Source organism: Kitasatospora sp. NPDC101108, from assembly GCF_055584725.1.
This window is the reverse complement of record NZ_JBVJLM010000006.1, coordinates 209,068-230,516: the sequence shown is the minus strand read 5'-3', so window position 1 is coordinate 230,516 and position 21,449 is coordinate 209,068. Positions and strand designations below refer to the sequence as shown.

The following is a 21,449-nucleotide window of genomic DNA, read 5'->3' as shown; positions in this document are numbered from 1 at the left end:
TGCGGTCCTGCGGTCCTGCGGTCCTGCGGTCCTGCGGACCGTCAGGCGGGCTCCCAGACCGCGTGGTCGTGCGCGAAGAGCACCCGGCGCGGCGCGTACTCCGCCACCCGGTCCAACCAGGCCCGGCAGCCGGGGAGCGGCGCGGCCACCCCCTCGCGGGCGGCCTGCCGGGCGAGCAGCGCCTGCCCGTACTCGGTGGCGAAGTCGTACGCCTGCCCGGCCAGCAGGACGGTGCAGTCGCCCAGTCGTTCGACCAGCAGCGACTGGTGGCCGTCGGTGTGCCCGGGGGTGGGCAGCACCCGGACGCCGGGCCAGATCTCCGTCTCGCCGTCGAGCTCGCGGTGGACGGCGCCGGGGAAGTCGACCAGGCCGTCGATGGTGTAGTCACCGCGCCGGGCGGTGGCCAGCTCGCTCGACTGGACGAGGACGGGAGTCCCGGCGAACAGCGGGTTGCCGCCGCAGTGGTCGAAGTGCAGGTGGCAGTTGACCACCAGGTCGATGTCCGAGACCGAGACGCCGGCCGCGGCGAGCGCCTGGGGCAGCGGGCGGCGGACCGGGCGGTAGTGCGCCTCGGTCTCCGGCGAGCCCGCGCCGATCCCGGTGTCGAACAGCAGCAGCCCCTGCGGCCCCCGGACGAGGTACGCGAGCACCGGCTCCACCCGCGGCTCGGGGCCGCCCACCTCGGAGGCCGGCCGGACGATGTAGCCCAGGTCGAGACGGCGGACCGTGTGCATGCTTCCCCCTTGTCACTCAGCCCCCGTGCGCCGGCCGCGACGGCCGCTCCTTCGCACCCTACCCGCCGGTTGGCACCCGCCCGGACGGTCCCTCGGACCTGCCGCCGCAGGGGCGGTGAGCGGGTGAGCGGGCAACGCGCGGGAACGGACGGGGCGGTGGCCTGCGTCACGGCAAGCGGACCGGATGCGGAGCACAATGCCCGCCATGACCGATCGTCCGACACCGCCCGAGGCCGCGGCCCGGCCCACCCCCGGGCCCGGCGACCGCCCCATCGTCGACCGCCCCATCGCCGACGTCTGGGCCGCCCTCGGCGGACCGGCCGAACTGCTGGACCGGGTGAGCTTCCACGGCCCGCAGGACGGCCTGCCCTCCGGCCTGCCGGTGCGCCGACTGGCCCGCGCGACCGTGGCCGCCTGCGCGCTGGCCGCTGCCGAACTCGCCGCGCACCGCGGTGGCGGGCCGGTCCCCGCAGTGCGGGTGGACGAGGGCGCGGTCGCCACCTCCTTCGTCAGCGAGCGGCACCTGGAGGTCGACGGCCGCAAGCCCGTCAACTTCGCCCCGCTGTCCGGCTTCTGGCGCACCGCCGACGGTTGGGTCCGCACCCACGCCAACTACCCGCACCACCGTGCCCGGCTGCTCGCCGTCCTCGGCCTCGCCTCCGACGCCGGGCCCGAGCAGCTCGCCGAGGCGCTCGGCAAGCTGCCGGCCGAGCAGGTCCAGGAGCGCGCGTACGAGGCGGGGGCGCTCGCCGTGGCGGTCACGCCGGTGAGCAAGACCGTGCACCCCCTGATGGAGTGCCGGGAAGTCGGCGCCGCGCCCGTCCGGCCCCTCCCTGCGGCCCCGGTGGACCGGCCCGCCGCCGGGATCCGGGTCCTCGACCTCAGCCGGGTGATCTCCGGACCGGTCGCCACCCGCACGCTCGCCCTGCTCGGTGCCGACGTGCTGCGGATCGACTCGCCCCGGCTCCCCGAGGCCGACGACGCCCACGCCGACACCGGCTTCGGCAAGCGCTCCGCCCGCCTGGACCTCGCCGACCCGGCCGACCGGGCCACCTTCGAGAGCCTGCTCGACACCGCCGACGTGGTCGTCAGCGCCTACCGCCCCGGTGCTCTCGACGCCCACGGCCTGGCCCCCGAAGCGCTGTTCGCCCGCCGTCCCGACCTGATCCTGGCCCAGCTCTGCGCCTGGGGCTGGACCGGCCCGCGGGCCGGGCGCCGCGGCTTCGACAGCCTGGTCCAGGCCGGCGTCGGCATCGCCGCCCACGAGGCGTCGCCCGACGGCCGCCCCGGCGCGCTGCCCGCCCAGGCCCTCGACCACGGCACCGGCTACCTGCTCGCCGCCGCCGTCCTGCGCGCCCTCACCGAGCAGCGCACCCACCGCCCCGGCGGCCGCCACCTGCGCTTCTCCCTGGCCGGCACGGCCGCCTGGCTGCTGCACGGAATCCCGCCCGAGCCGACGACCGCGCCGGGCCCGGACACCGAGCCGTACGAAGCGGCGCACTGGCTCACCGAAACCGACTCGGCGTACGGACGGCTGCGGTACGCCCGGCCGCCGATCGGCTACGACGGCGCGCCCGCCGACTGGGCACGCCCGCCCGGGCGCTGGGGGACGGACGCGCCGGTCTGGCTCTGAACGGCGACGGGGCGGCGGACGGGGCGACGAAGGGGCGGTGGCGGGATAGCGGCGGGGCGGCGAGGCGCGGCCAGGGATGCCGGGATGCCGGGATGGCCGGGGGTGCGGCGGGCGGTGTCAGAAGGGTCTGGCAACATCCTGGGCATGACCGCCGCACACGCCACCGCCACCGACTACACCTGGTTCGACCAGCGCTACCCCGTCCTGGGCGAGGCCTACTGCCTCACCCACGTCCAGGGGATCGGCACCGACGAACTGCTCCGCCGATTCGACGCCCTGACCGGCCGGGAGGTGACCGGCCTGGACGCGGTGATCGCGGCGTGGGAGACCTTCGACGACGGGGAGGACGAGGAGGCCGAGGCGCTGTTCGACCTGTACGAGGACCGGCTGCTCGTCGCCGTCACCGAGCTCGACGGCTGGGCGCTCGCCGTCGAGCCGTACGGCTACCTCGGCAGCCTGCACGAGGTCATCCCCCGGCTCGCCGAGGGCGCCCGGCTGGTCTCGCACTTCCGGAACGCCAACGCGGTGGACCACTTCAACTGGTGGGAGCACGGCTCCTGCCGGCTGCAGTTCGAGCCGCTCTTCGCCGACCAGCGGCACGGCTCGGACGCCGACGCCCCCGGCATCGTCGAGCTGCTGACCGCCTGCGGCTTCCGGCCGGACGGCGAGCGCCCCGCGCTGCACACCGAGGCGGCCTTCGCGCTCGCCGAGCGGCTGACCGACGTGCGTCTCGAACCGGAACGGCTGGAGGCCGCCACCTTCCGGCTCGGCTACGCCCCCCGGCCGTAGCAGGCGGGCAGGGCCCGGACGGTGACGGCCTCCGCGGCGGTGGCGCCCCGTCAGACCCCGGCCGGGATCCGCTTGGCCCGGCCGCGTACCTGGACGGCGGTCGCGATCTCCACCACGCCGAGGATCACCAGCCAGCAGCCGGCCAGCACGGTCAGCGCGGCGATCGACCCGACCGGCCAGACCATCAGCAGCACGCCGGCCAGGGTGTTGGCCACGCCGGCGAAGGCCTGCCAGCCGCGGGCGGGCATCAGCGGGTCGGAGATCGCGGCGGCGAGCTGGGTGATGCCGCGGAACAGCCAGCCGATCCCGATCCAGAGGGCGAGCAGCAGCAGCGACTGCACCGCGCTGCGGAAGCAGAGCAGCCCGAGCAGCACGCTGATCGCGCCGCTGATGAAGGCCAGCACCCGCAGCGCGGTGGTGGTGTGGGTGCCGAACGCGGCGACCAGCTGCACGACGCCGATGAGCAGCAGGTAGAGGCCGAACAGCACCCCCACCACCAGCAGTGTTTCGCGCGGCCACACGAAGACGACGATCCCGAGGCCGAGCGAGGCCACGCCTGCGGCCAGCAGGACCTGCCAGGCGGCCTTGGCGAGCAGACCGAGCGGGCCCTGGACCGGGGCGCCTTCGGGGGTGATGATCGGAGGGGCCACGGCGGCGTACTCCTCGGGTCGGGGGCGGAGAGCGAACCCCAGCCTCTTCGTACCGCCGTCGGCCCGCACGGTGGGTACGTCCGTTCGAGTCGTCCAGGCTGCCGGAACGACATCCTCCGGCCACCTGTCGTCGATACCATCCGGCGGTATGACTTCTGAAGGGTGGGGGACCCCTCCGGTCGAGCCGATCAGCCAGCACTACGTGGTCTGCGGGGGCAACGCACTGGCCCACCGGCTGGTCCTGGAACTCGTCGAGCACTACGAAGTCCCGGTCGTCGTCCTGGTCGCCGACCGCACCCGCGACCACGCGCCACAGATCGAGCAGATCACGGGCGTCGCGGCCGTGGTCGAGTACCCGAACCTCACCGAGGAGGCGTTGCGGGCGGTGTCCATCGACACCGCCCGCGGCCTCGCCCTGGTCGAGGGCAGCGACCAGGACAACATCCACGCCGCGCTCAGCGCCCAGGGCCACAACCCGGACATCCGGATCGTGTTCCGGATGTTCAACCAGCGCCTGGGCGAGAACATCGAACGGCTGCTCAGGAACGGCGCCGCGCTCTCCGGCTCCGCCACCGCCGCCCCGGCCTTCGCCGCCGCCGCGCTGGGCCGGCCCAACTCGGTCGAGATCGACGGCCGCTACCTGCACATCGCGTTCGACGACGCCATCACCGCGGACCGGATCTGCGTGGTCGCCGACCACATCGACCGGCAGGACCTCAGCAAGATCCGCTTGCTCCCGGAACAGGAGGGCGATTCGGCCCAGTTCGTCCGGCTCGCCCGGGAGTTCGGCGACGACGGACCGGTCCGGCCGGGCGGGCTGCGCCGCGCACCGGCGCCGGAGCCCGCGCCTGCTGCCGAATCCGAGCCCGCTGCCGAGCCGGAGACCGAGTCGGCTGCTGAGCCCGAGCCCGAGCCCGACCCCGAACCCGAGCCCGAGCCCGAGCCCGAGGCCGAGGCCGAGGCGGCGCCAGGCGGGGTCGCGGCACTGCAGGCGCTGCGGATGGAGCCCCGGGAACCGATCAGCTGGGTACGGCGGCTGCGCTGGCGGGTTCTCGACACCATGCGCTTCCTCACCAGCGCCCGACTGCGGGTGGTGCTGCTCATCGCGCTCGCCGCGGTGCTGATGGCCTTCGCCGTGCTCTGGTACCTCAACCGGGACTTCGGCTGGACCGTCTACATCTCCCTGCTCGACCTGGCCGGCGCCGCCCAGCCCGACCAGCAGGCCGACATCGCCGCCGGGACCGGCACGGGCGGGGTCTGGCAACGAGTCGCCCAGGTGGTGATCACCATCTGCGGGATCACCTTCGCACCGGTCGCCACCGCCATCGCGGTCGAGGTGCTCGGCTCCGGGCGGCGCGGCCTGCCGCGCAACCCGAGCGCGGGAACCCGGGACCACGTGATCGTGGTCGGACTGGGCAACGTCGGCACCCGGGTCGCCACCCAGCTGCACGAGATGGGGGTACCGGTGGTCTGCGTGGAGCGCGACCCCCAGGCCCGCGGCATCGCTGCCGTCCGGGCACTCGGCATCCCCGTCGTGCTGGGCGACGGGCCGTTCGAGGACCAGCTGCGCCGGGCCCGGCTGAAGCACAGCCGGGCGGTGATCGCGCTCAGCGGCGACGACGCCACCAACCTGGAGGCGGCACTGGAGGCCCGCCACGGCAACCCCGACGTCCGGGTGGTGGTCCGGCTGTTCGACGACGACTTCGCCGGCCACTTCTACCGGACGCTGGACAACGCGGCTTCCCGCTCGGTCTCCTACCTGGCCGCGCCCGCCTTCGCTGCCGCCCTGATGGGCAGCGAGGTGCGCGGCACGCTGTCGGTGTTCCGGCACGTGCTGCTGATCGCCGAGCTGACAGTGGAGGACGGCAGCGGACTCATCGGCCTGGACCGGCACGACCTGGAGGACCCGGGCGGCGTCCGGGTGATCGCCGCCCGCTTCGCCCGCAGCAGCCACCTGCAGTGGGGCTTCGCGGACCGCACCCGGCGGCTGGCCCCGGGCGACCGAATCGTGGTCGCCGCCACCCGCAGCGGGCTGGCCCGGCTGAACACGGTGTTGGTGGAGGAGAGCTGACGGGAGAGCGGGGGTGGAGGCGGCGCGCGGAACGGCCGACGGGTGACAGATGACAGCGGCCGGATGACAGCCGACAGATAACAGCTGACAGATTTCATCATCTGAAATCCGTCAGCTGTCAGCTGTCAGTTGTCATCCCCCGCCCGTCAGCGGTTCTCGAACTTCGCCGCCCGCTTCTCGGCGAACGCCGCCATGCCCTCCTTCTGGTCCGCCGTCGCGAACACCGAGTGGAACAGCCGGCGCTCGAAGCGGACGCCCTCGGCCAGCGTGGTCTCGAAGGAGCGGTTGACGCTCTCCTTGAGCATGATCGCCGCCGGGGTGGACATCGCGGCGACGGTCTCGGCGGTGGCCAGCGCCTCGGTCAGCAGCTGGTCGGCCGGGACGATCCGGGCGACCAGACCGGCCCGCTCGGCCTCCTCGGCGTCCATCATCCGGCCGGTCAGGCACAGGTCCATCGCCTTCGCCTTGCCGATCGCCCGGGTCAGCCGCTGCGAGCCGCCGATGCCCGGCAGCACGCCGAGCTTGATCTCCGGCTGCCCGAACTTCGCGGTGTCCGCGGCCAGCAGGATGTCGCACATCATCGCCAGCTCGCAGCCGCCGCCCAGCGCGAACCCGGCCACCGCCGCGACGACCGGCTTGCGCAGCGCACCGATGCGGTCCCACGGGCCCAGCCAGTCGTCCAGGTAGACGTCCGGGAACCGGTTGTCCTGCATCTCCTTGATGTCGGCTCCGGCCGCGAAAGCCTTCTCCGAGCCGGTGATCACCAGACAGCCGATCTCCGGGTCCCGGTCGAAGGCGGTGGCGGCCGCCACCACCTCGTTCATCAGCTGGGTGTTCAGCGCGTTGAGCGCCTTGGGCCGATTGAGCGTGATCAGCCCGACCCGGCCCTTGCGCTCGACCAGGATCGTCTCGTAGGTCTCGGTCTCGGTCATCGCCGTTACTTCCAATCCGCTGCTCGGCCATTCCACTGCTCGGCGCCGCGCGGGCGCGCCCTGACCACCCAACGATCTACGACGCGCCCCGCCTCGCGCCAGTCTTGACATGCGAGACACCGGTCACCAGCCGGCTCCCGGCCGGTCACCGGCTGGTCGGTCACTCGGCTGGTCGGTCACCGCCGCACCGGTCACCCGAGAGCAGCGGAGAGCTCAGAGCCGGACGCCGTGGCGCTCCGCCGCCAGCCGTACGGTCTCGGCCGTGACCTCGCCCCGGCGGGCCAAGGCGACGAATGTGCCGACGGTCAGCTCCGTCCAGGACCGGTGCGGGCCTGCAACACGCCGACGGCCACCCCGGCGGTGGCACCGATCAGGAATCCGCGGCCCAACTGGTCGGCCGGTGCCCGCATCTGGTCGGGGGTGCGCTGCCGGCCGGACACCGAGTAGAAGGTGCAGAAGGGGATGACCGGCTCGCCGTGGGGCGCACAGGGGGTGGCGGCGGCGGTCGGCGAGGCTGTCGAACCGGCTCCGGTGATGCCTTCGTTGAGGATCTGGCCACTCACCGACTCCCTGTAGTGCAGGAGTCGGTCTCGGTCGACCGCTTCGTAGGTCTGCCCGAGCGGGGAGTAGGCCCCGGCGCTCGGGCAGAGCGACTCCATGCCGAAGGACAGCGCCTCGCGTACCGGCGCCTGGCTGACGTTCAACTCGGCTGCCGGGCGCCGCTCGTGATCGGCGGGATCGGCCCGGGCCCGGTCAGGCCAGACCCAGCTCGTCGCCCTCGCGCAGGGCGAAGAAGCGCGCGACGTCGGCCTCCGTCACGCCGCTCAGCGTACGCGGCGACCACTGCGGGTTGCGGTCCTTGTCGATCACCTGGGCGCGGATGCCCTCGACCAGGTCGGGGCCGTCCAGCGCGGCGCAGGAGATCCGGTACTCCTGGTCGAGCACGGCCTCCAGCGAGCTCAGCGTACGGGCCCGGCGCAGTGCGGCCAGGGTGACCTTGACGGCGGTGGGGGAGTTCCCGAGCACCAGTTCGGCGGACTCCTTCGCCTCCGGCACACCGGAGTTGAGCAACCGCTCGACGATCTCCTCCACGGTGTCGGCCGCGTAGCAGGCGTCGATCCAGTCGCGCTGTCCGGCGAGTCCGGCGGGCGGCGCGGGCTCGGCGTGGGCGGCGACGGTCGCGGCCGGGTCGGTGCTGCGGGCGAGGGCGTCGAGCAGTTCAGGGAGGCGCGCGGACGGGACGAAGTGGTCCGCGAAGCCGCACAGCAGGGCGTCACCGGGGCCCATGGAGGCGGACGTCAGGCCGAGGTGGGTGCCCAACTCGCCCGGGGCGCGGGCGAGCAGGCGACTGCCGCCGACGTCCGGGACGAGGCCGATCCGGGTCTCGGGCATCGCGATCATGGAACGCTCGGTGACGACCCGCAGCGCGCTGTGGGCGGACAGCCCGATGCCGCCGCCCATGGTGATGCCGTCCATCAGCGCCACGAAGGGCTTCGGGTAGCGGGCGATCAGGGCGTTGAGCCGGTACTCGTCGCGGAAGAAGGCGCGGGTGCCGGCTCCGCCGGCCCTGACCTCGTCGTGCATCGCGCGCAGGTCCGCGCCCGCGCACAGTCCGCGTTCACCGGCGCCGGTCAGCACGACGGCTCGAACCCGGTCGTCGGCGATCCAGTCGTCCAGGGTGGCGCGGATGGTGGTGATCATGCCGTGGGTGAGCGAGTTGAGCGCCCGCGGGCGGTTCAGCACGATCCGTCCGAGACCGCCGTCGCCGTCTCCGTCCAGGACCGTCCGGACCTCCGCCACCTCTGCGCCCATCGGAACCGCTCCCGTCCCCTCGGTGATCTCGCCTTCCGCTGTCCACCGTACCGGGGCGCGTGGGTGGCCGTGATCGCCGGACCGGTGTGATCGCGGTCCCGCGCTCGGGGCGGTGGGCGGTCGGTCGGGTGGTGCGGTTGGTCGGCCGGCCGGCGCGGGCGGGTGGCGCGGCCGGCCCGGGTGCGCGGCGGCGCGGTCGTCACGGCCAGGCGCGCAGGGCGAGGTCGGCGACGCGGGTCAGGTCCTCGGTGGTGGCGCCGTCGCGGGCCTGCTGGGACATGCCCTGGATGACCGTGGCGAGGAATCCGGCCAGCGCTTCCGGATCGGCGCCGGGCGGCAGTTCACCCTCCTGCTGGGCGGTGCGCAGCCGGTCCGCGAACACCTGCCGGTTGCGGTTGCGCAGTTCGCGCAGGTGGGCCTGGACCCCGGCGTCCTGCGGGGTGACGTTGGTGGCGGCGGTGATCACCAGACAGCCGGCCGGGTGGGACGGGTCGGGGTAGATGGCGGCGGCCTCGCGCAGGATCCGGGCGAAGGCCGCGCGGGCACTCGCCTCCTCGGCCAGTGCGACGCCGACGAAGGCGCCGACGGGGGAGTGGCCGTAGCGGCGGACCACCTCCTCGAAGAGCGTGCGCTTGTCGCCGAAGGCGGCGTAGAGGCTGCCCGGGCGGATGCCCATGGCGATGGTGAGGTCGGCCACGGAGGTGGCCTCGTAGCCGCGCTCCCAGAACAGCCCGGTGGCGGCCGCCAGCGCCTCGTCCCGGTCGAACGCCGGCGGGCGCCCGCGCCTGGGGCGGGGGGCGGGGTCGGCCGTCCTGCTCTCGGGGGTCGCGTTGCTCTCGGGGGTTGCGGCTTCGGTCACGTCCGTCATGGGGTGGATTTTAGAGCAGTCACTCAAGAAGTGTGTGCTACGTTCTTTCTTGATCGATCGCTCAATAATTGGCCGAGGCGAACCTCGGCCCAAGAGGAGGGGGCTCCGTCATGGGCACGTACGGGCTTCGCGGCAAGGTGGCGCTGGTCACCGGCGGCAGCAGGGGCATCGGCCGGGCGATCGCCCGCCGGCTCGGGCGGGAGGGGGTCGCCGTCGCGGTCGGCTACGCCCGGAACGAGGCGGCGGCGCGCGAGGTGGTCGAGGGGATCCGGGCCGACGGCGGGCGGGCCTTCGCGCTGCGCGCCGAGCTCGGACGGCACGGTGACGCGGCTGCGCTGTGGGCTGCCTTCGACGCGGCAGTTGGGGCGCACGCGGACGGCGGCGGGGTCGACATCATCGTGAACAACGCGGGGATCGGCCGCAGTCCGGACCTCGCGACGCTGACCGAGGCGGACTTCGACGAGGTGTTCGCGGTGAACGTCAGGGCGCCGTTCTTCGTCGTGCAGCACGGATTGGAGCGGCTGCGGGACGGCGGGCGGATCATCAACATCTCCAGCGGCGCCGCCCGGCTCGCGATGCCGGAGATCATCGCCTACGGCGCCACCAAGGGCGCGCTGGACACCTTCACGCTCAACCTCGCCAAGCAGCTCGGCCCGCGCGGGATCACGGCCAACTCGGTCGCGCCGGGCGTGGTGGACACCGACGTCAACGCGGGCTGGCTGCGCGGCAACCCGGAGGCGGAGGCGTACGCGGCGTCGCTCGCCGCGCTCGGCCGCGTGGGGCGGCCGGAGGACATCGCCGACATCGTGGCCTTCCTCGCCTCGGACGACGCGCGCTGGGTCACCGGGCGGGTCATCGACGCCACGGGCGGCGCGGGGCTGTAGGCGCGAGGGCGGCGGTGGGAAAACGAATAACAGCTGACAGATTTCAGATGATGAAATCTGTCAGCTGTCATCCGTCAGTTGTTACTTGTCAGCCGCCCGCCGACAGCCGGCGCCCAGCGACGACTCGGTCCCGTCAGCCCCACACCCGCCCCGAGACCTCGCCGAACCCGATCACCGCGCCGTCCGGCCCCGGGGCCGTCGCCGTGATGACGACCTCGTCGCCGTCCTCCAGGAAGGTCCGGGTCGTCCCGTCCGGAAGCTTGAGCGGCTCCTCGCCGTTCCAGGTCAGCTCGATCAGCGCGCCGCGGGTGTCCGGCTCCGGCCCGCTGACCGTACCCGAGGCGAACAGGTCGCCGGTGCGCAGCGAGGCGCCGTTGACGGTCATGTGGGTCAGCTGCTGCTGCGCCGTCCAGTACATCCCGGCGAACGGGGGGCGCGAGACGAGGTGCCCGTTCAGCCGGACCTCCATCGCCAGGTCCAGGCCCCACGGCTCGCCGCCGCGGTCGTCCAGGTATGGCAGCGGTTCGACGTCGCGCCGCGGCGGGGTGACCCGGGCGTGCTGCAGGGCGTCCAGCGGCACGACCCACGGCGAGACCGAGGTCGCGAAGGATTTGCCCAGGAACGGCCCGAGCGGCACGTACTCCCAGGCCTGGATGTCGCGCGCCGACCAGTCGTTGACCAGGCAGACGCCGAACACGTGCTCGCGGAAGTCGTTCAGCGTGACCGGCCGGCCCAGCTCGGACGGCGTGCCGACGACGAAGCCGACCTCGGCCTCGATGTCCAGCCGACGCGACGGCCCGAAGCTCGGTGCGGCGTCGGCGGGCGCCTTGCGCTGTCCGTGCGGACGCACCACCGGGGTGCCGGACACCACGACCGTGCCCGCCCGGCCGTGGTAACCGATCGGCAGGTGCTTCCAGTTGGGGGTGAGCGGCTCCGATCCCGGGCGGAAGATCCGGCCCAGGTTGGTGGCGTGGTGCTCGGAGGCGTAGAAGTCGACGTAGTCCGCGACCTCGAACGGCAGGTGCAGCTCGACTTCGCCGGCCGGCAGCAGCGCCGGCGACAGCGGCTCGCGGAAGGACTCGTCCGTCAGCCAGGTGGTGAGGTCGGCCCGCACCTGCGTCCAGACCGAACGCCCGGCGGCCATCAGCGGGTTGAGCGAGTCCGCGTCCAGCAGCACGGACGGCGCGCCGGCCGCGCGGGCGGCCGCCCCGGCGTCCAGCACGAAGTCCCCGATGCGCACACCGATCCGGCGCTGCCCGGGCCGGTCGGCCGCGGTGAAGACGCCGTACGGCAGGTTGTGCACGCCGAACGGCGAGTCCTGGGCGCTGGTGAGCCAGCTGCGGGGGGTGCTCAACGGTCCTCCTGGACAAGTGGACTGGGCGACAGCAGGCCGAGCGCGGCCAGGTCGTCCAGGGGTTCGGCGACGCTGCAGGTGCCGAACGCGGTGAACGAGTTGCGGATCACCGTAACCTGGTGCCCGCTCAGGGCGCGGACGGCCTTGGCCAGCACCTCGCCGTCGCGCTCGGCCAGTACTTCGGCGGCCGTGGCGCGGTCGGTCTCCTGGGCGGCCAGCAGCACGTTGAGGAAGCCGTGGTGCTCGAAGCCGGTCTCCGGATCGGTGTGCCGGACGGCGTTGTGCAGCCCGGCCGTGCACTTGTACGGCAGGCCGCGCCGGGCGCAGCCGGTGAGGAAGGCGGCCAGCTCGTCCTCATCCGGGAACGCCTCCGCGACGAGCCCGCCGGTGCGGAACTTCGCCCGGTAGGCGCTGTCGACCAGGACGTCCAGCGTCTCGTCCAGTCCGTCCCCGCGCAGGAGTTCGCGCGGGAGTTCGACGGCGGCGGGGATGTCCGGGGGCAGCAGCCGGTCCAGCTCGGCGACCGCCTCGGCGGCGTCCCGGGTGGCCAGTTCGACCCCGGCGAGCTCGAAGGGCGCGGCGGCGGCGAGCGCCGGCCCGAGCTCGGCGCTGCCCCCCGGCAGCACGAGCCCGACCCTGAGCGGCCCGGTGCCCTCCACCGCCGCGGCCAGTTCGCCCAACCGGCCCGCCCCGCAGAGGAACGGGCCGACCGCGTCGGCGTACCAGGCCGTACGGTGGGCGCGGTGCGCGGGCACCGCCTCGACGACCGGCAGGTTCCCCGGCGGGAACACCGCCGCGTCGTCGAAGAGCCCCCGGAACAGCTCCGGGACGGTGAAGGCCCCCTCGGAGGAGCCCCCGGAGGGACCCGAGGAGGGGAACGCGGGAGTGCCGGAACTCATCGCCCCGGCCCCCGACCCGCCCACGTCCAGGCGTAGTTGGAGTCCTCGCTCGCCCGTCCGCCCTCGCCGAGCTCCAGCGGGCGGAAGGTGTCCACCATGACCGCCAGCTCGTCGAAGAAGTCCACGCCGATGCTGCGCTCGTACGCGCCCGGCTGCGGCCCATGGGTGTGCCCGCCCGGATGCAGCGAGATGGAGCCCTGGCCGATGCCGGAGCCCTTGCGGGCCGCGTAGTCGCCGCCGCAGTAGAACATGACCTCGTCGCTGTCCACGTTGGCGTGGTAGTACGGCACCGGGACGGACAGCGGGTGGTAATCCACCTTGCGGGGAACGAAGTTGCAGATCACGAAGCCGTTGCCCTCGAACACCTGGTGGGCCGGCGGCGGCTGGTGGATCCGCCCGGTGATCGGCTCGAAGTCCCGGATGTTGAAGGCGTACGGGTAGAGGCAGCCGTCCCAGCCGACCACGTCGAACGGGTGGTGCGGCACGGTGTAGCGGGTGCCCGAAACCCCGCCGGGGCCACGGTGCTTGACCAGTACGTCGACGTCCCCGGGGGTGTCGACCACGAGCGGCCCGACCGGTCCGCGGAAGTCCCGCTCGCAGTACGGCGCGTGCTCCAGCAGCTGTCCGTACTTGGACAGGTACCGCTTGACCGGGGTGATGTGGCTGTTCGCCTCGATGCAGTAGGCGCGCAGCGGCTCGTCCCCGGAGGGCACCCAGCGGTGGGTGGTGGCGCGCGGGATGATCACGTAGTCGCCCTGGCCGACCTCGATCGAGCCGAAGACCGTCTCGACCGTGCCCGAGCCGGACTCCACGTACACGCACTCGTCGCCGAGCCCGTTGCGGTAGAGCTCGCTGGGGGCCCCGGCGGCGACGTACGAGATCCGCACGTCGCCGTTGCCGAGGACCAGGCGCCGGCTGCCGACGACGTCCGCGGACTTCCACTCCTGGTCCGCGAACAGCTCGTGCAGCTTGAGGTGGCGGGGGAGCAGGGGATGGTTGGGCACCGTGGACTGGTCGGGCAGCTCCCAGGGGGCCGCGTCGACCACCGCCGAGGGGATGCCCCGGTGGTAGAGCAGCGACGAGTCGGAGGAGAACCCCTCCTCGCCCATCAACTCCTCGTAGTACAGCCCGCCTTCGGGTGTGCGGTGCTGGGTGTGCCGCTTGGGCGGGATGTTGCCCAGCTGTCGGTAGTACGCCATCTCCGTGCTCCTCCTCGACCGTCCGTGAGCCGGCCGTCCGCGAGTCGACCGTGAGTCGGCCGTCCGCGAGTCGACCGTGAGTCGGCCGTCCGCTGGTCGACCGTGAGTCGGCCGTCCGCTGGTCGACCGTCCGTCAGGGTGTCCCGACCGCCGTCAGGGCTTTCCGACGTTACAGGTTGCCGCGACGGTCCTGCTCGCGCTCGATGGACTCGAAAAGCGCCTTGAAGTTGCCCTTGCCGAAGCCCAGCGAACCGTGCCGCTCGATGAACTCGTAGAAGACGGTCGGACGGTCGCCGATCGGCTTGGTGAAGATCTGCAGCAGGTAGCCGTCCTCGTCGCGGTCGACCAGGATGCCGCGCTTCTTCAGCTCCTCGATCGGCACCCGCACCTTGCCGATGCGCTCGCGCAGCTCCGGGTCGTCGTAGTAGGCGTCCGGGGTGTTGAGGAACTCCACGCCGCGGGAGCGCAGCACGTCCACGGTGGTGAGGATGTCGTTGGTGGCGAGCGCCATGTGCTGGCAGCCGGGGCCGGTGTAGAACTCCAGGTACTCGTCGATCTGGGACTTCTTCTTGGCGATGGCCGGCTCGTTGAGCGGGAACTTCACCCGGTGGTTGCCGCTGGCGACGACCTTGGACATCAGGGCGGAGTACTCGGTGGCGATGTCGTCGCCGACGAACTCGGCCATGTTCACGAAGCCCATGACCCGGTTGTAGAACTGGACCCACTCGTCCATCCGGCCCAGCTCGACGTTGCCCACGGCGTGGTCCAGGGCCTGGAACAGGCGCTTGGGCGAGCCCTCCGGGTGGGTGACGGTGCTCTTGGCGACGACGTAGCCCGGCAGGTACGGGCCGCTGTAGCGGGAGCGGTCGATCAGGGTGTGGCGGGTCTCGCCGTAGGTGGCGATGGCCGCGCGGCGCACGGTGCCGTTCTCGTCCGTGACGTCGTTCGGCTCCTCCAGGACGGTGGCGCCGCTGGCACGGGCGTGCTCGATGCACTTGTCGACGTCCGGGACCTCCAGGGCCAGGTCGACCACGCCGTCGCCGTGGCGGCGGTGGTGGTCCAGCAGCGGGCTGTCCGGCTGGACGCCGCCCTTGATCACGAAGCGGCAGGAGCCGGAGCGCAGCACGTAGGACTTGCGGTCGCGGCGGCCGGTCTCCGGGCCGGAGTAGGCGACCAGCTCCATGCCGAACACGACCTGGTAGAACTGGGCCGTCTGGGTGGCGTTGCCGACCACGAACACGACCGCGTCCTGGGCGGTGACCGGGAACGGGTCGGAGGCCTGGTCGTGCTCGACGAGTCCGACGAGGCGGCGCAGCTGGTCGGCGTCGAGGCCGGCCTCGCGCTCCTCGGGGGTCAGCTCAAGGGCGTGGGACTGCGTGGTCATCGCTCGTTCCTCCACTCAGGGCCTCGGCGTTGAGGCTTCCGGGGGTTTCCGCGGGGCTTTGGGGCTTCCGGTCGGATCGCGTGGATCGCTGCCGCACGGCGAACGGGTGGGCGGTGCGGTTGCGGAGAGCTTGCTCCTGTCGTGAGGGTTGGGCAACAGGTCGATTTTTCACTGCTCAATGTGTACAAGCTGATCAGGAATTCCCAGCCCGGGCTGCACAATATGCGCTGCCCCGGGACGGTGCTCGCACGAAATCTGCGCAACCGGTGACTAGCGGCCGTCGGCCCGCGGGCCGTCGGTGGGCGGGAGGTGGCGCAGGAACCAGTCCCCGGCCAGCTCAGCGGCCTGGTCGAGGGTGCCCGGCTCCTCGAAGAGGTGGCTCGCGTGCGGCACCACCGCCAGCTTGCTCCTGCCCCGCAGCCGGGCCCGCGCCTGCCGGTTGAGGTCGAGCACGGTGGTGTCCAGGGCACCGACCACGAGCAGCGTCGGGGCGTCCACCCGGCCCAGGACGTCGGGCCCGGCGAGGTCCGGGCGCCCGCCCCGGGAGACCACGGCGCGCACCGCCGGGCCCAGCTCGGCGGCGGTGTGCAGCGCGGCGGCCGCGCCGGTGCTGGCACCGAAGAGACCGAGCGGCAGACCGCGCGCCCCGTCGGTGCGCTCCAGTTCCCGCGCAACGGCGGTCAGCCGGGAGCCGAGCAGTCCGACGTCGAACACCTTGCGCCGGTCCGGCTCCTCCGCCTCGGTGAGCAGGTCGAACAGCAGAGTGCCCAGCCCCACCCCGTTCAGGTACCGGGCGACGTGCCGGTTGCGCGGGCTGTGCCGGCCGCTGCCGCTGCCGTGCGCGAACACCACGACCCCGCGCGCCCCGGCCGGCACGGTCAGCCGGCCCGCCAGGCGGACCCCGGCGACGGACAGCAGCAGCTCGCGGTCGACGTCCTCCGGCGGGTCCCCGGGTGCTCCGCCCCCGGGCCCTGCGCCCCCGTGCCCCTCCCGGCTCCGGGCCTCGGCCAGCAGTCGCAGCACCTCTTCGTCGCCGGTCTGCGAGAAGTCGGCGTAGAACTCGCCGATCGCGAAGAACGGGGACGGCGTGTCGACGCAGACCAGCTCGTCGGCGACCTCGGTCAGCCGGTCCGTCCAGTCCCGGGGCGCCACCGGCACGGCGAGCACCACCCGGGCCGCGCCGCGCGCCCGGACGATCCGGCAGGCCGCCCTGGCCGTGGAGCCGGTGGCGATGCCGTCGTCCACCACGATCACCGTGCGCCCGCGCAGGTCGAAGGCCGGACGGTCGCCCCGGTAGCGGCGGGCCCGGCGCGCCAGCTCGGTGCGCTCGCGCCGCTCCACCTGCGCCAGCTGCTCGTCGTCGACCCCGGCGAGCCGCAGGACCTGCTCGTTCAGCACCCGGACGCCGTCCTCGCCGATCGCGCCCATGGCCAGCTCGGGCTGGTACGGCACACCGAGCTTGCGGATCACGCAGATGTCCAACGGCGCGTCGAGGGCCGTCGCCACCTCGGCGGCCACCGGCACCCCGCCGCGGGGCAGGGCGACGACCACGGTGTCGGGGCCGGCGAGCTGGGCGAGTCGGGCGGCCAGCCGGTGGCCCGCCTCGGTGCGGTCGGTGAAATGGGTTCCGGTGACGTGCATGACACGGCCTCCCAGTTCCACCGTACGCCGGTCGTGGCGGGTCGGTACGGGGGGCGTTGCGGCGCCCGCCGGAGGCGTCCCGGGCGCTCGCCGGTGGGGTCCCGGGCCGTCGGTCGGGCGGGTCCCGGGTGGCCCGGCCGGTGGGTCCCGGCGCCGGTCGGACGGGTCCCGGGCGCCCGGCGGGTCGGTCCCGGGTCGGTCCCGGGCACTCGCGCGCCGGAACGGGACGCGGCCGCCGCTCGGCCGGGAGCGGGACGGGACGACACCCCCGTGTGGCCGGGACGGCGGGCGGCGGACGGTGGTTCACAGAGGCGGCCCGCCGAGCCCGCCCACCACCGAAGGAGCGTCCGCCATGCCGGGCACCGTCATCACCGACCTGCGCCGCCGCGGCGCCGTCGACCCCGGCCGCCTGCTCGCGGGCCCGCTGCGCGCCGTCGGCCTGCAGTGGCTCGAACCGGGGCACAGCGCCGAGGTCACCGCCGAGGGCGCCGAGCACGCGCTGTACGTCACCGCGGGCTCCGGCCTCGGCGCACTGCCCGAGGACGTCGTGCACCCGGACCACCCCGAGCGGGCCGTTGCCGGCCTGCCGCTGATCGAGGGCACCGCCGTCGTGCTGCCGCTCGGCTCCCGGACCGTCCTGACCGCCGGGACGGCCGGGCTGGAGTACTTCCACGCCGTCCTGGCCGTCCCGGCCGTCGAGCTCTCCCCCGAGGAGGCCGGAGTCGCCGAACCCGCCCAGCTGGTCGTCACCACCGACACCGGCTCCGCCATGGTCCTGCTCGGCCGCGACGGCGCGCGGGTGCGGATCCGCTCGCTGGCCCGCCGCGCCATGAGCACCAGTGCCTGCGAGGCCTTCGACCAGCTGCGGCTGAGCCCCGGCGCCCACCACGTGCTGCCCGGTCGGCCCGACGCCGAGACCGCTCTGCACGTGCTGCGCGGCGCCGCCGCCATCGGTCAACACCCGGACGAGCCGGACCATTTGGCCTCGGACGGCGACCTGCTGCTGGCCCGCCGGGGCCGCACCCTGCACCTGGAGGCCGGTCCGCTCGGCGCGGAACTGCTCTGCCTCGCCCTGGCCGTGCCCCGCCACCGCGCCGGCACCAGGGCGGCCCTCGCCCGGCGCCGCGCCGAACGCTGCGACCGTCCCTGACCGCCAACGCCCCCCTGCCCCGCCCTTGCCCCAGCCCCCACCCTTGCCCCAGCCCCCGCCGCGCCCTGCCCCCGCCGCGTCCCCTGTCCTCGCCCCCGTCGAAATCCCCAGGAGTCAGCCGTGATCCTCGTGCCCGTCGCCGTCCCGCGCACCGCGCCCGCCTTTCGGCGGGTGATCGACCCCGAACAGCGGCCGTCCGTCCGTGCCGGGCTGACCGTCGAGACCCTGCCGCCCGGTGTCCGGGTCGATCAACTTCCCTGCGAGTCCGTCGAGTCGGCCACCGTGGTGCTCGCCGGCCGACTGTCCGCGGGCGGTCGGATCCTCTCCCCGGGCGAGGTGCTGCACCACCCGCCCGGCAGCAGCCACCGGCTCACCGCCCTGCGCGGCGCGCCGACCGCCGTGCTCACTGTCCGCCCCGTCCTGCCGCCCGCCAAACTCCCTGTGCAGCGCACCGGTTCACGCCCGGCGGCCGGGCCCGCGCGGCGGATCACCGTGGAGACCGTCGTCCTCGCCCCCGGCGGGACCTGCGAGCCGTCCACCGAGGCCGCGGCGGACACCTTCCTGCTGCCGCTCTCCGGCACCGGCGCCCACCTGGACGCCGAAGGCGGCGAAGTGCCGCTGTTCCCCGGTGACTTGGTGTACCTCCGGGCGGGCGAACGGTACCGCCTGCGGGCCGGCCCGTCCGGCCCGGTGACCGTCCTGCGCGGCCGGGTCGGCGCGCTTCCGGGACCTGAACGGGACCTGGAGCCCATGCACTCGGGGCACGCCGGTCCGCACAGTTGAGTACAGAGCGGTCGGTCGATCGGATCGGCCGCTCGGAAGAATCAGGAGTACCACCTCATGGCTATGAACACCGCGACCAAGGCGATCTGCGCTGCCGGAGCGCTGACGGGCGCGATCGCGGCGGCCCTGGCACTGCGCAACGCCTGCTCGTTCTCCACCTCCTCCGCCTCCGCCGCCACGCCGGAGTCCGGCGACGGGTCGACGTCGCCCTCCGGTGGCGGAGTGAAGCCGTTCTGCGCCTTCGGGTGCGGGCCCGGCCGGTGAGTCACCACCTCCGACCGCACCCGTGAACGGAAGCCCCCAGCCCGACCATCGATCCGATCAACCCCTGACGCCCCGGCGCCGGGGGTTGCGGTCTGTTCCGTGACGGCCCGCTCCGGCAGGGGCTGAGCGGAACGAGCGGTGTCCGCGAGGGCGTCCGCAGGCATTCCTACCGGTCCGCCGCGGCCGAGCGCGGCAGCACCGCCAGCACCTGTGTCCCCCGGTCCCGCGACAGCGGCTCGACGGTGCAGCGGCCGCCGATCTCCGCCGCCCGGTCGGCCATCGACCGCAGGCCCACCCCGCCGCCCTCCTGCCCGTCGTCGGGCTCCACCCCCCGGTACCCCACGCCGTCGTCCCGCACGGTCAGCGTCAGCGCCTCGTCGTCCACCCGCAGCGTCACCCGAGCGGTCCGGGCCCGGGCGTGCCGCAGCACGTTGTTGAGCGCCTCTGCCGTGATCCGGTACGCCGCGACCTCCACGGCCGCCGCCAGCTCCGGCAGCGGCTCCGGCGAGACCTCCGCCGTCACGCTCAGCCCCGCCGCGCTGAAGTTGTCCGCCAGCTGCCGGACGGCCCGGGCCAGTCCGAGTTCGCGAAGCGGTGCCGGGCCGAGCCGGTCGGTGATCCGGCGGACCTCCTGGATGGCCATTCCGAGGCCCTCGGACACCGTGCGGAGCGGGTCCGCGAGCCCGCCGTCCGCCGCCGAGGCCGCGTTGTCCACCTGGAGCCGCAGCCCGGCCAGCGCCGGTCCGAGCCCGTCGTGGATGTCCCGTCGCAGCCACCGCCGCTCCTCCTCCCGGGCGGCGATGATCTGTTCCCGGCTGGCCAGCAGGTCCTCCTGGAGCTGCAGCGACGCGACGGCCGGCGAGGCCTGGTCGGCGAGCGAGCGCAGGATGTCGACGTCGGTGGCCGCCAGCCGCTCCTCGCCCGCCCGCAGCCCGACGGTCAACTCGCCGATCGGCAGCCCGTTGTGGACCAGCGCGAAGCCCTGGCTGCGGCCGTCCAGCCGTCCCGCGGTGGCCAGGGTGCGCCGCCCGGCCCGGGTGGTGACGGTCAGGGTGACCCCGGGCAGCTTGAGCTCCTCGGCGACGGTCGCGCACAACGCCACCGGCAGTTGCTCCGGGTCGACGACCTGCCGCACCCGCTCGGCGAGGATCCGCAGCACCTGGTACGGCTGCGCGCGTTCGCCGTAGTACAGCCGGTCCACCACGGCGACGACCCGCTGGGCCGCCCGGGGCAGGGTGGCCCCGAGCGCGTACACCAGGGCGATCAGCACCAGGGCCGCACCGCCGCGCCCCGGCAGCAGCCAGCCGGACAGGACGGCCGCGGCCACCACGAACAGCCCGGTGACCCCGGTGCCCAGCAGCAGTCCGATCAGGACGTTGCGGGCGGCCCGGTCGAGCCGCCAGCCGTGGTCCCGGATGACCAGGAAGCCGATCGCGACCGCCCAGACCACCCCCGCCGCGGCGAACGGCCAGTAGCTGAGCCAGTAGTGCTCGGCGCGGTTGCGCATGTAGAAGTCCTGCAGTCCGACCCAGAGCAGGTACGCGCCGAGCATCGCCGCCACCCGCAGTCGGTGCCGACGGTTGCCGCCCGCGCCACCGGCCGGATCGGTCGACCGCAGCAGGCGCGACAGCAGGACCAGCGTGACCAGTCCGAGCAGGCACTCGCTGATCAGCAGGTCGTGGCCGCCCAGGCCGCCGTCGACGGCCCGGAGGAAGTGCGCCGGCCCGCCGGCGGCCAACGGATTGGGCCGTCCGAAGGCCGTCGGCTCGGCGAGTTCCTGCGCCACCTCGGCCGTCACCCACAGCGACACCGCCCCGATGTACCACCACCAGTGACGGGTCGTCAGGCGTCCGAGCGGCAGCCAGAGCGGCAGCACGTAGATCAGCGACACGTTGACCGCGCTCAACAGTACGTCGAAGGCCAGTGCGGCGCCGACGATGCCCGGGTCGCTCACCTCGACCCAGATCGGCGCCTCCACCGCGCTGGGCAGGACGTCGGTGAGCGCGTACAGGAGCATCACCCAGCCGAGCGGGCTGCCCGGGCGGTGCGCGTGCAGCAGCATGCCCGCGGCAGCGGTGGGCAAGGCATAGACCAGGATGGCGAGTTGGTCGCGTGGATGGGACGCGCCGGGTTCGCCCAGGTGGACGAGGACGTAGCAGATCCACAGGGTCGCGGCGACGAAGCAGACCGCGGTGGCGAGCGCGGCGGCGGTCAGTTGGCGCTCGGCCCAGGTGCGGCGCGGGGGAGACGTCACCGTGATCATGGCACCACCTCGATCTGGGCGGCGGGTGTTCCGCCGGCCGCGCTGTGGACCGCCGGCGCCTCGCCCCCGGTGCTCGGGCCCCGGTGCTCGGGCCCCGGTGCCCGGTTCCCCGGCGTCCGGTCCCCGGTGTCCGGCCTCC

Annotated in this window: 18 protein-coding genes and 1 pseudogene; 7 read left to right on the top strand and 12 right to left on the bottom strand. The window is 73.9% G+C overall.

The window, feature by feature from the left end; genetic code table 11:
• Positions 1–41: 41 nt before the first annotated feature.
• A complete protein-coding gene (locus tag ACZ6Z8_RS16370) occupies positions 42–734 on the bottom strand; it encodes an N-acyl homoserine lactonase family protein (RefSeq protein ID WP_465610218.1) in 693 nt (230 codons plus the stop codon).
• 205 nt (positions 735–939) lie between these two features.
• On the opposite strand from ACZ6Z8_RS16370, the gene ACZ6Z8_RS16365 reads away from it, so the two are divergent.
• Positions 940–2,367 (top strand): CoA transferase, encoded by a 1,428-nt coding sequence (locus ACZ6Z8_RS16365; RefSeq protein ID WP_465610216.1) that lies wholly within the window; start codon positions 940–942, stop codon positions 2,365–2,367.
• Positions 2,368–2,511: 144 nt separating this feature from the next.
• Entirely contained in the window at positions 2,512–3,156 is a 645-nt protein-coding gene (locus ACZ6Z8_RS16360; protein WP_465610215.1) for a DUF6461 domain-containing protein, read from the top strand.
• 50 nt (positions 3,157–3,206) lie between these two features.
• Here the strand turns inward: ACZ6Z8_RS16360 and ACZ6Z8_RS16355 are convergent, their stop codons facing one another.
• Positions 3,207–3,806 (bottom strand): HdeD family acid-resistance protein, encoded by a 600-nt coding sequence (locus tag ACZ6Z8_RS16355; RefSeq protein ID WP_465610213.1) that lies wholly within the window; start codon positions 3,804–3,806, stop codon positions 3,207–3,209.
• 148 nt (positions 3,807–3,954) lie between these two features.
• Between ACZ6Z8_RS16355 and ACZ6Z8_RS16350 the strand changes: the two genes are divergently transcribed.
• Positions 3,955–5,877, top strand: a complete 1,923-nt coding sequence (locus tag ACZ6Z8_RS16350; RefSeq protein ID WP_465610211.1) for an NAD-binding protein — start codon at positions 3,955–3,957, stop codon at positions 5,875–5,877.
• Positions 5,878–6,023: 146 nt separating this feature from the next.
• Here the strand turns inward: ACZ6Z8_RS16350 and ACZ6Z8_RS16345 are convergent, their stop codons facing one another.
• The 4 genes and pseudogenes from ACZ6Z8_RS16345 to ACZ6Z8_RS16330 all read right to left on the bottom strand — a co-directional run bounded on the left by ACZ6Z8_RS16345 (position 6,024) and on the right by ACZ6Z8_RS16330 (position 9,489).
• On the bottom strand, positions 6,024–6,809 hold the full coding sequence (locus tag ACZ6Z8_RS16345; protein ID WP_402815578.1) for an enoyl-CoA hydratase: 786 nt from the start codon (positions 6,807–6,809) through the stop codon (positions 6,024–6,026).
• Positions 6,810–7,162: 353 nt separating this feature from the next.
• A pseudogene (locus ACZ6Z8_RS16340) lies at positions 7,163–7,486 on the bottom strand (pyruvate dehydrogenase (acetyl-transferring), homodimeric type); the annotation flags it as partial.
• Positions 7,487–7,562: 76 nt separating this feature from the next.
• Positions 7,563–8,621 (bottom strand): enoyl-CoA hydratase/isomerase family protein, encoded by a 1,059-nt coding sequence (locus tag ACZ6Z8_RS16335; protein WP_465610209.1) that lies wholly within the window; start codon positions 8,619–8,621, stop codon positions 7,563–7,565.
• A 199-nt stretch (positions 8,622–8,820) separates the two neighbouring features.
• Entirely contained in the window at positions 8,821–9,489 is a 669-nt protein-coding gene (locus tag ACZ6Z8_RS16330) for a TetR/AcrR family transcriptional regulator (protein ID WP_465610207.1), read from the bottom strand.
• Positions 9,490–9,599: 110 nt separating this feature from the next.
• Between ACZ6Z8_RS16330 and ACZ6Z8_RS16325 the strand changes: the two genes are divergently transcribed.
• Positions 9,600–10,373, top strand: coding sequence for an SDR family oxidoreductase (locus ACZ6Z8_RS16325; RefSeq protein ID WP_465610205.1), 774 nt, complete (start codon positions 9,600–9,602; stop codon positions 10,371–10,373).
• Positions 10,374–10,506: 133 nt separating this feature from the next.
• On the opposite strand, the gene fahA is transcribed toward ACZ6Z8_RS16325, so the two are convergent.
• From fahA to ACZ6Z8_RS16300, 5 genes are all read right to left on the bottom strand, one after another.
• The gene (gene fahA / locus ACZ6Z8_RS16320) at positions 10,507–11,727 is read right to left on the bottom strand and encodes a fumarylacetoacetase (protein WP_465610203.1); all 1,221 of its coding nucleotides are present in this window, start codon (positions 11,725–11,727) and stop codon (positions 10,507–10,509) included.
• Positions 11,724–12,626: a hypothetical protein gene (locus ACZ6Z8_RS16315; RefSeq protein ID WP_465610201.1), complete on the bottom strand. Its 903-nt coding sequence runs from the start codon at positions 12,624–12,626 to the stop codon at positions 11,724–11,726. The genes fahA and ACZ6Z8_RS16315 overlap by 4 nt, the downstream gene beginning before the upstream one ends.
• On the bottom strand, positions 12,623–13,825 hold the full coding sequence (locus ACZ6Z8_RS16310) for a cupin domain-containing protein (protein WP_465610199.1): 1,203 nt from the start codon (positions 13,823–13,825) through the stop codon (positions 12,623–12,625). Before ACZ6Z8_RS16310 ends, ACZ6Z8_RS16315 begins: the two co-directional genes overlap by 4 nt.
• A 169-nt stretch (positions 13,826–13,994) precedes the next feature.
• Positions 13,995–15,209, bottom strand: a complete 1,215-nt coding sequence (hppD, locus tag ACZ6Z8_RS16305; RefSeq protein WP_402815571.1) for a 4-hydroxyphenylpyruvate dioxygenase — start codon at positions 15,207–15,209, stop codon at positions 13,995–13,997.
• A 270-nt stretch (positions 15,210–15,479) separates the two neighbouring features.
• Positions 15,480–16,850: a phosphoribosyltransferase family protein gene (locus tag ACZ6Z8_RS16300; protein WP_465610197.1), complete on the bottom strand. Its 1,371-nt coding sequence runs from the start codon at positions 16,848–16,850 to the stop codon at positions 15,480–15,482.
• A 352-nt stretch (positions 16,851–17,202) separates the two neighbouring features.
• Here ACZ6Z8_RS16300 and ACZ6Z8_RS16295 point away from each other — a divergent pair, with 352 nt between their 5' ends.
• From ACZ6Z8_RS16295 to ACZ6Z8_RS16285, 3 genes are all read left to right on the top strand, one after another.
• Positions 17,203–18,000, top strand: coding sequence for a hypothetical protein (locus tag ACZ6Z8_RS16295; RefSeq protein WP_465610195.1), 798 nt, complete (start codon positions 17,203–17,205; stop codon positions 17,998–18,000).
• Between the two features lie 120 nt (positions 18,001–18,120).
• A complete protein-coding gene (locus ACZ6Z8_RS16290) occupies positions 18,121–18,783 on the top strand; it encodes a hypothetical protein (protein WP_465610193.1) in 663 nt (220 codons plus the stop codon).
• Between the two features lie 57 nt (positions 18,784–18,840).
• Positions 18,841–19,047 (top strand): hypothetical protein, encoded by a 207-nt coding sequence (locus ACZ6Z8_RS16285; RefSeq protein ID WP_465610191.1) that lies wholly within the window; start codon positions 18,841–18,843, stop codon positions 19,045–19,047.
• A gap of 166 nt (positions 19,048–19,213) precedes the next feature.
• Here ACZ6Z8_RS16285 and ACZ6Z8_RS16280 read toward each other — a convergent pair whose 3' ends face one another.
• Positions 19,214–21,310, bottom strand: a complete 2,097-nt coding sequence (locus ACZ6Z8_RS16280; RefSeq protein ID WP_465610189.1) for a sensor histidine kinase — start codon at positions 21,308–21,310, stop codon at positions 19,214–19,216.
• Positions 21,311–21,449 lie beyond the last annotated feature (139 nt).

Coding starts and splice junctions, on each gene's coding strand:
- ACZ6Z8_RS16345 (WP_402815578.1), bottom strand. CDS start 6,809: ATGACCGAGACCGAGACCTACGAGACGATCCTGGTCGAGCGCAAGGGC.
- ACZ6Z8_RS16365 (WP_465610216.1), top strand. CDS start 940: ATGACCGATCGTCCGACACCGCCCGAGGCCGCGGCCCGGCCCACCCCC.
- ACZ6Z8_RS16310 (WP_465610199.1), bottom strand. CDS start 13,825: ATGGCGTACTACCGACAGCTGGGCAACATCCCGCCCAAGCGGCACACC.
- ACZ6Z8_RS16330 (WP_465610207.1), bottom strand. CDS start 9,489: ATGACGGACGTGACCGAAGCCGCAACCCCCGAGAGCAACGCGACCCCC.
- ACZ6Z8_RS16280 (WP_465610189.1), bottom strand. CDS start 21,310: ATGATCACGGTGACGTCTCCCCCGCGCCGCACCTGGGCCGAGCGCCAA.
- ACZ6Z8_RS16325 (WP_465610205.1), top strand. CDS start 9,600: ATGGGCACGTACGGGCTTCGCGGCAAGGTGGCGCTGGTCACCGGCGGC.
- ACZ6Z8_RS16350 (WP_465610211.1), top strand. CDS start 3,955: ATGACTTCTGAAGGGTGGGGGACCCCTCCGGTCGAGCCGATCAGCCAG.
- ACZ6Z8_RS16285 (WP_465610191.1), top strand. CDS start 18,841: ATGGCTATGAACACCGCGACCAAGGCGATCTGCGCTGCCGGAGCGCTG.
- ACZ6Z8_RS16335 (WP_465610209.1), bottom strand. CDS start 8,621: ATGGGCGCAGAGGTGGCGGAGGTCCGGACGGTCCTGGACGGAGACGGC.
- ACZ6Z8_RS16360 (WP_465610215.1), top strand. CDS start 2,512: ATGACCGCCGCACACGCCACCGCCACCGACTACACCTGGTTCGACCAG.
- ACZ6Z8_RS16370 (WP_465610218.1), bottom strand. CDS start 734: ATGCACACGGTCCGCCGTCTCGACCTGGGCTACATCGTCCGGCCGGCC.
- ACZ6Z8_RS16315 (WP_465610201.1), bottom strand. CDS start 12,626: ATGAGTTCCGGCACTCCCGCGTTCCCCTCCTCGGGTCCCTCCGGGGGC.
- ACZ6Z8_RS16300 (WP_465610197.1), bottom strand. CDS start 16,850: ATGCACGTCACCGGAACCCATTTCACCGACCGCACCGAGGCGGGCCAC.
- ACZ6Z8_RS16295 (WP_465610195.1), top strand. CDS start 17,203: ATGCCGGGCACCGTCATCACCGACCTGCGCCGCCGCGGCGCCGTCGAC.
- hppD (WP_402815571.1), bottom strand. CDS start 15,209: ATGACCACGCAGTCCCACGCCCTTGAGCTGACCCCCGAGGAGCGCGAG.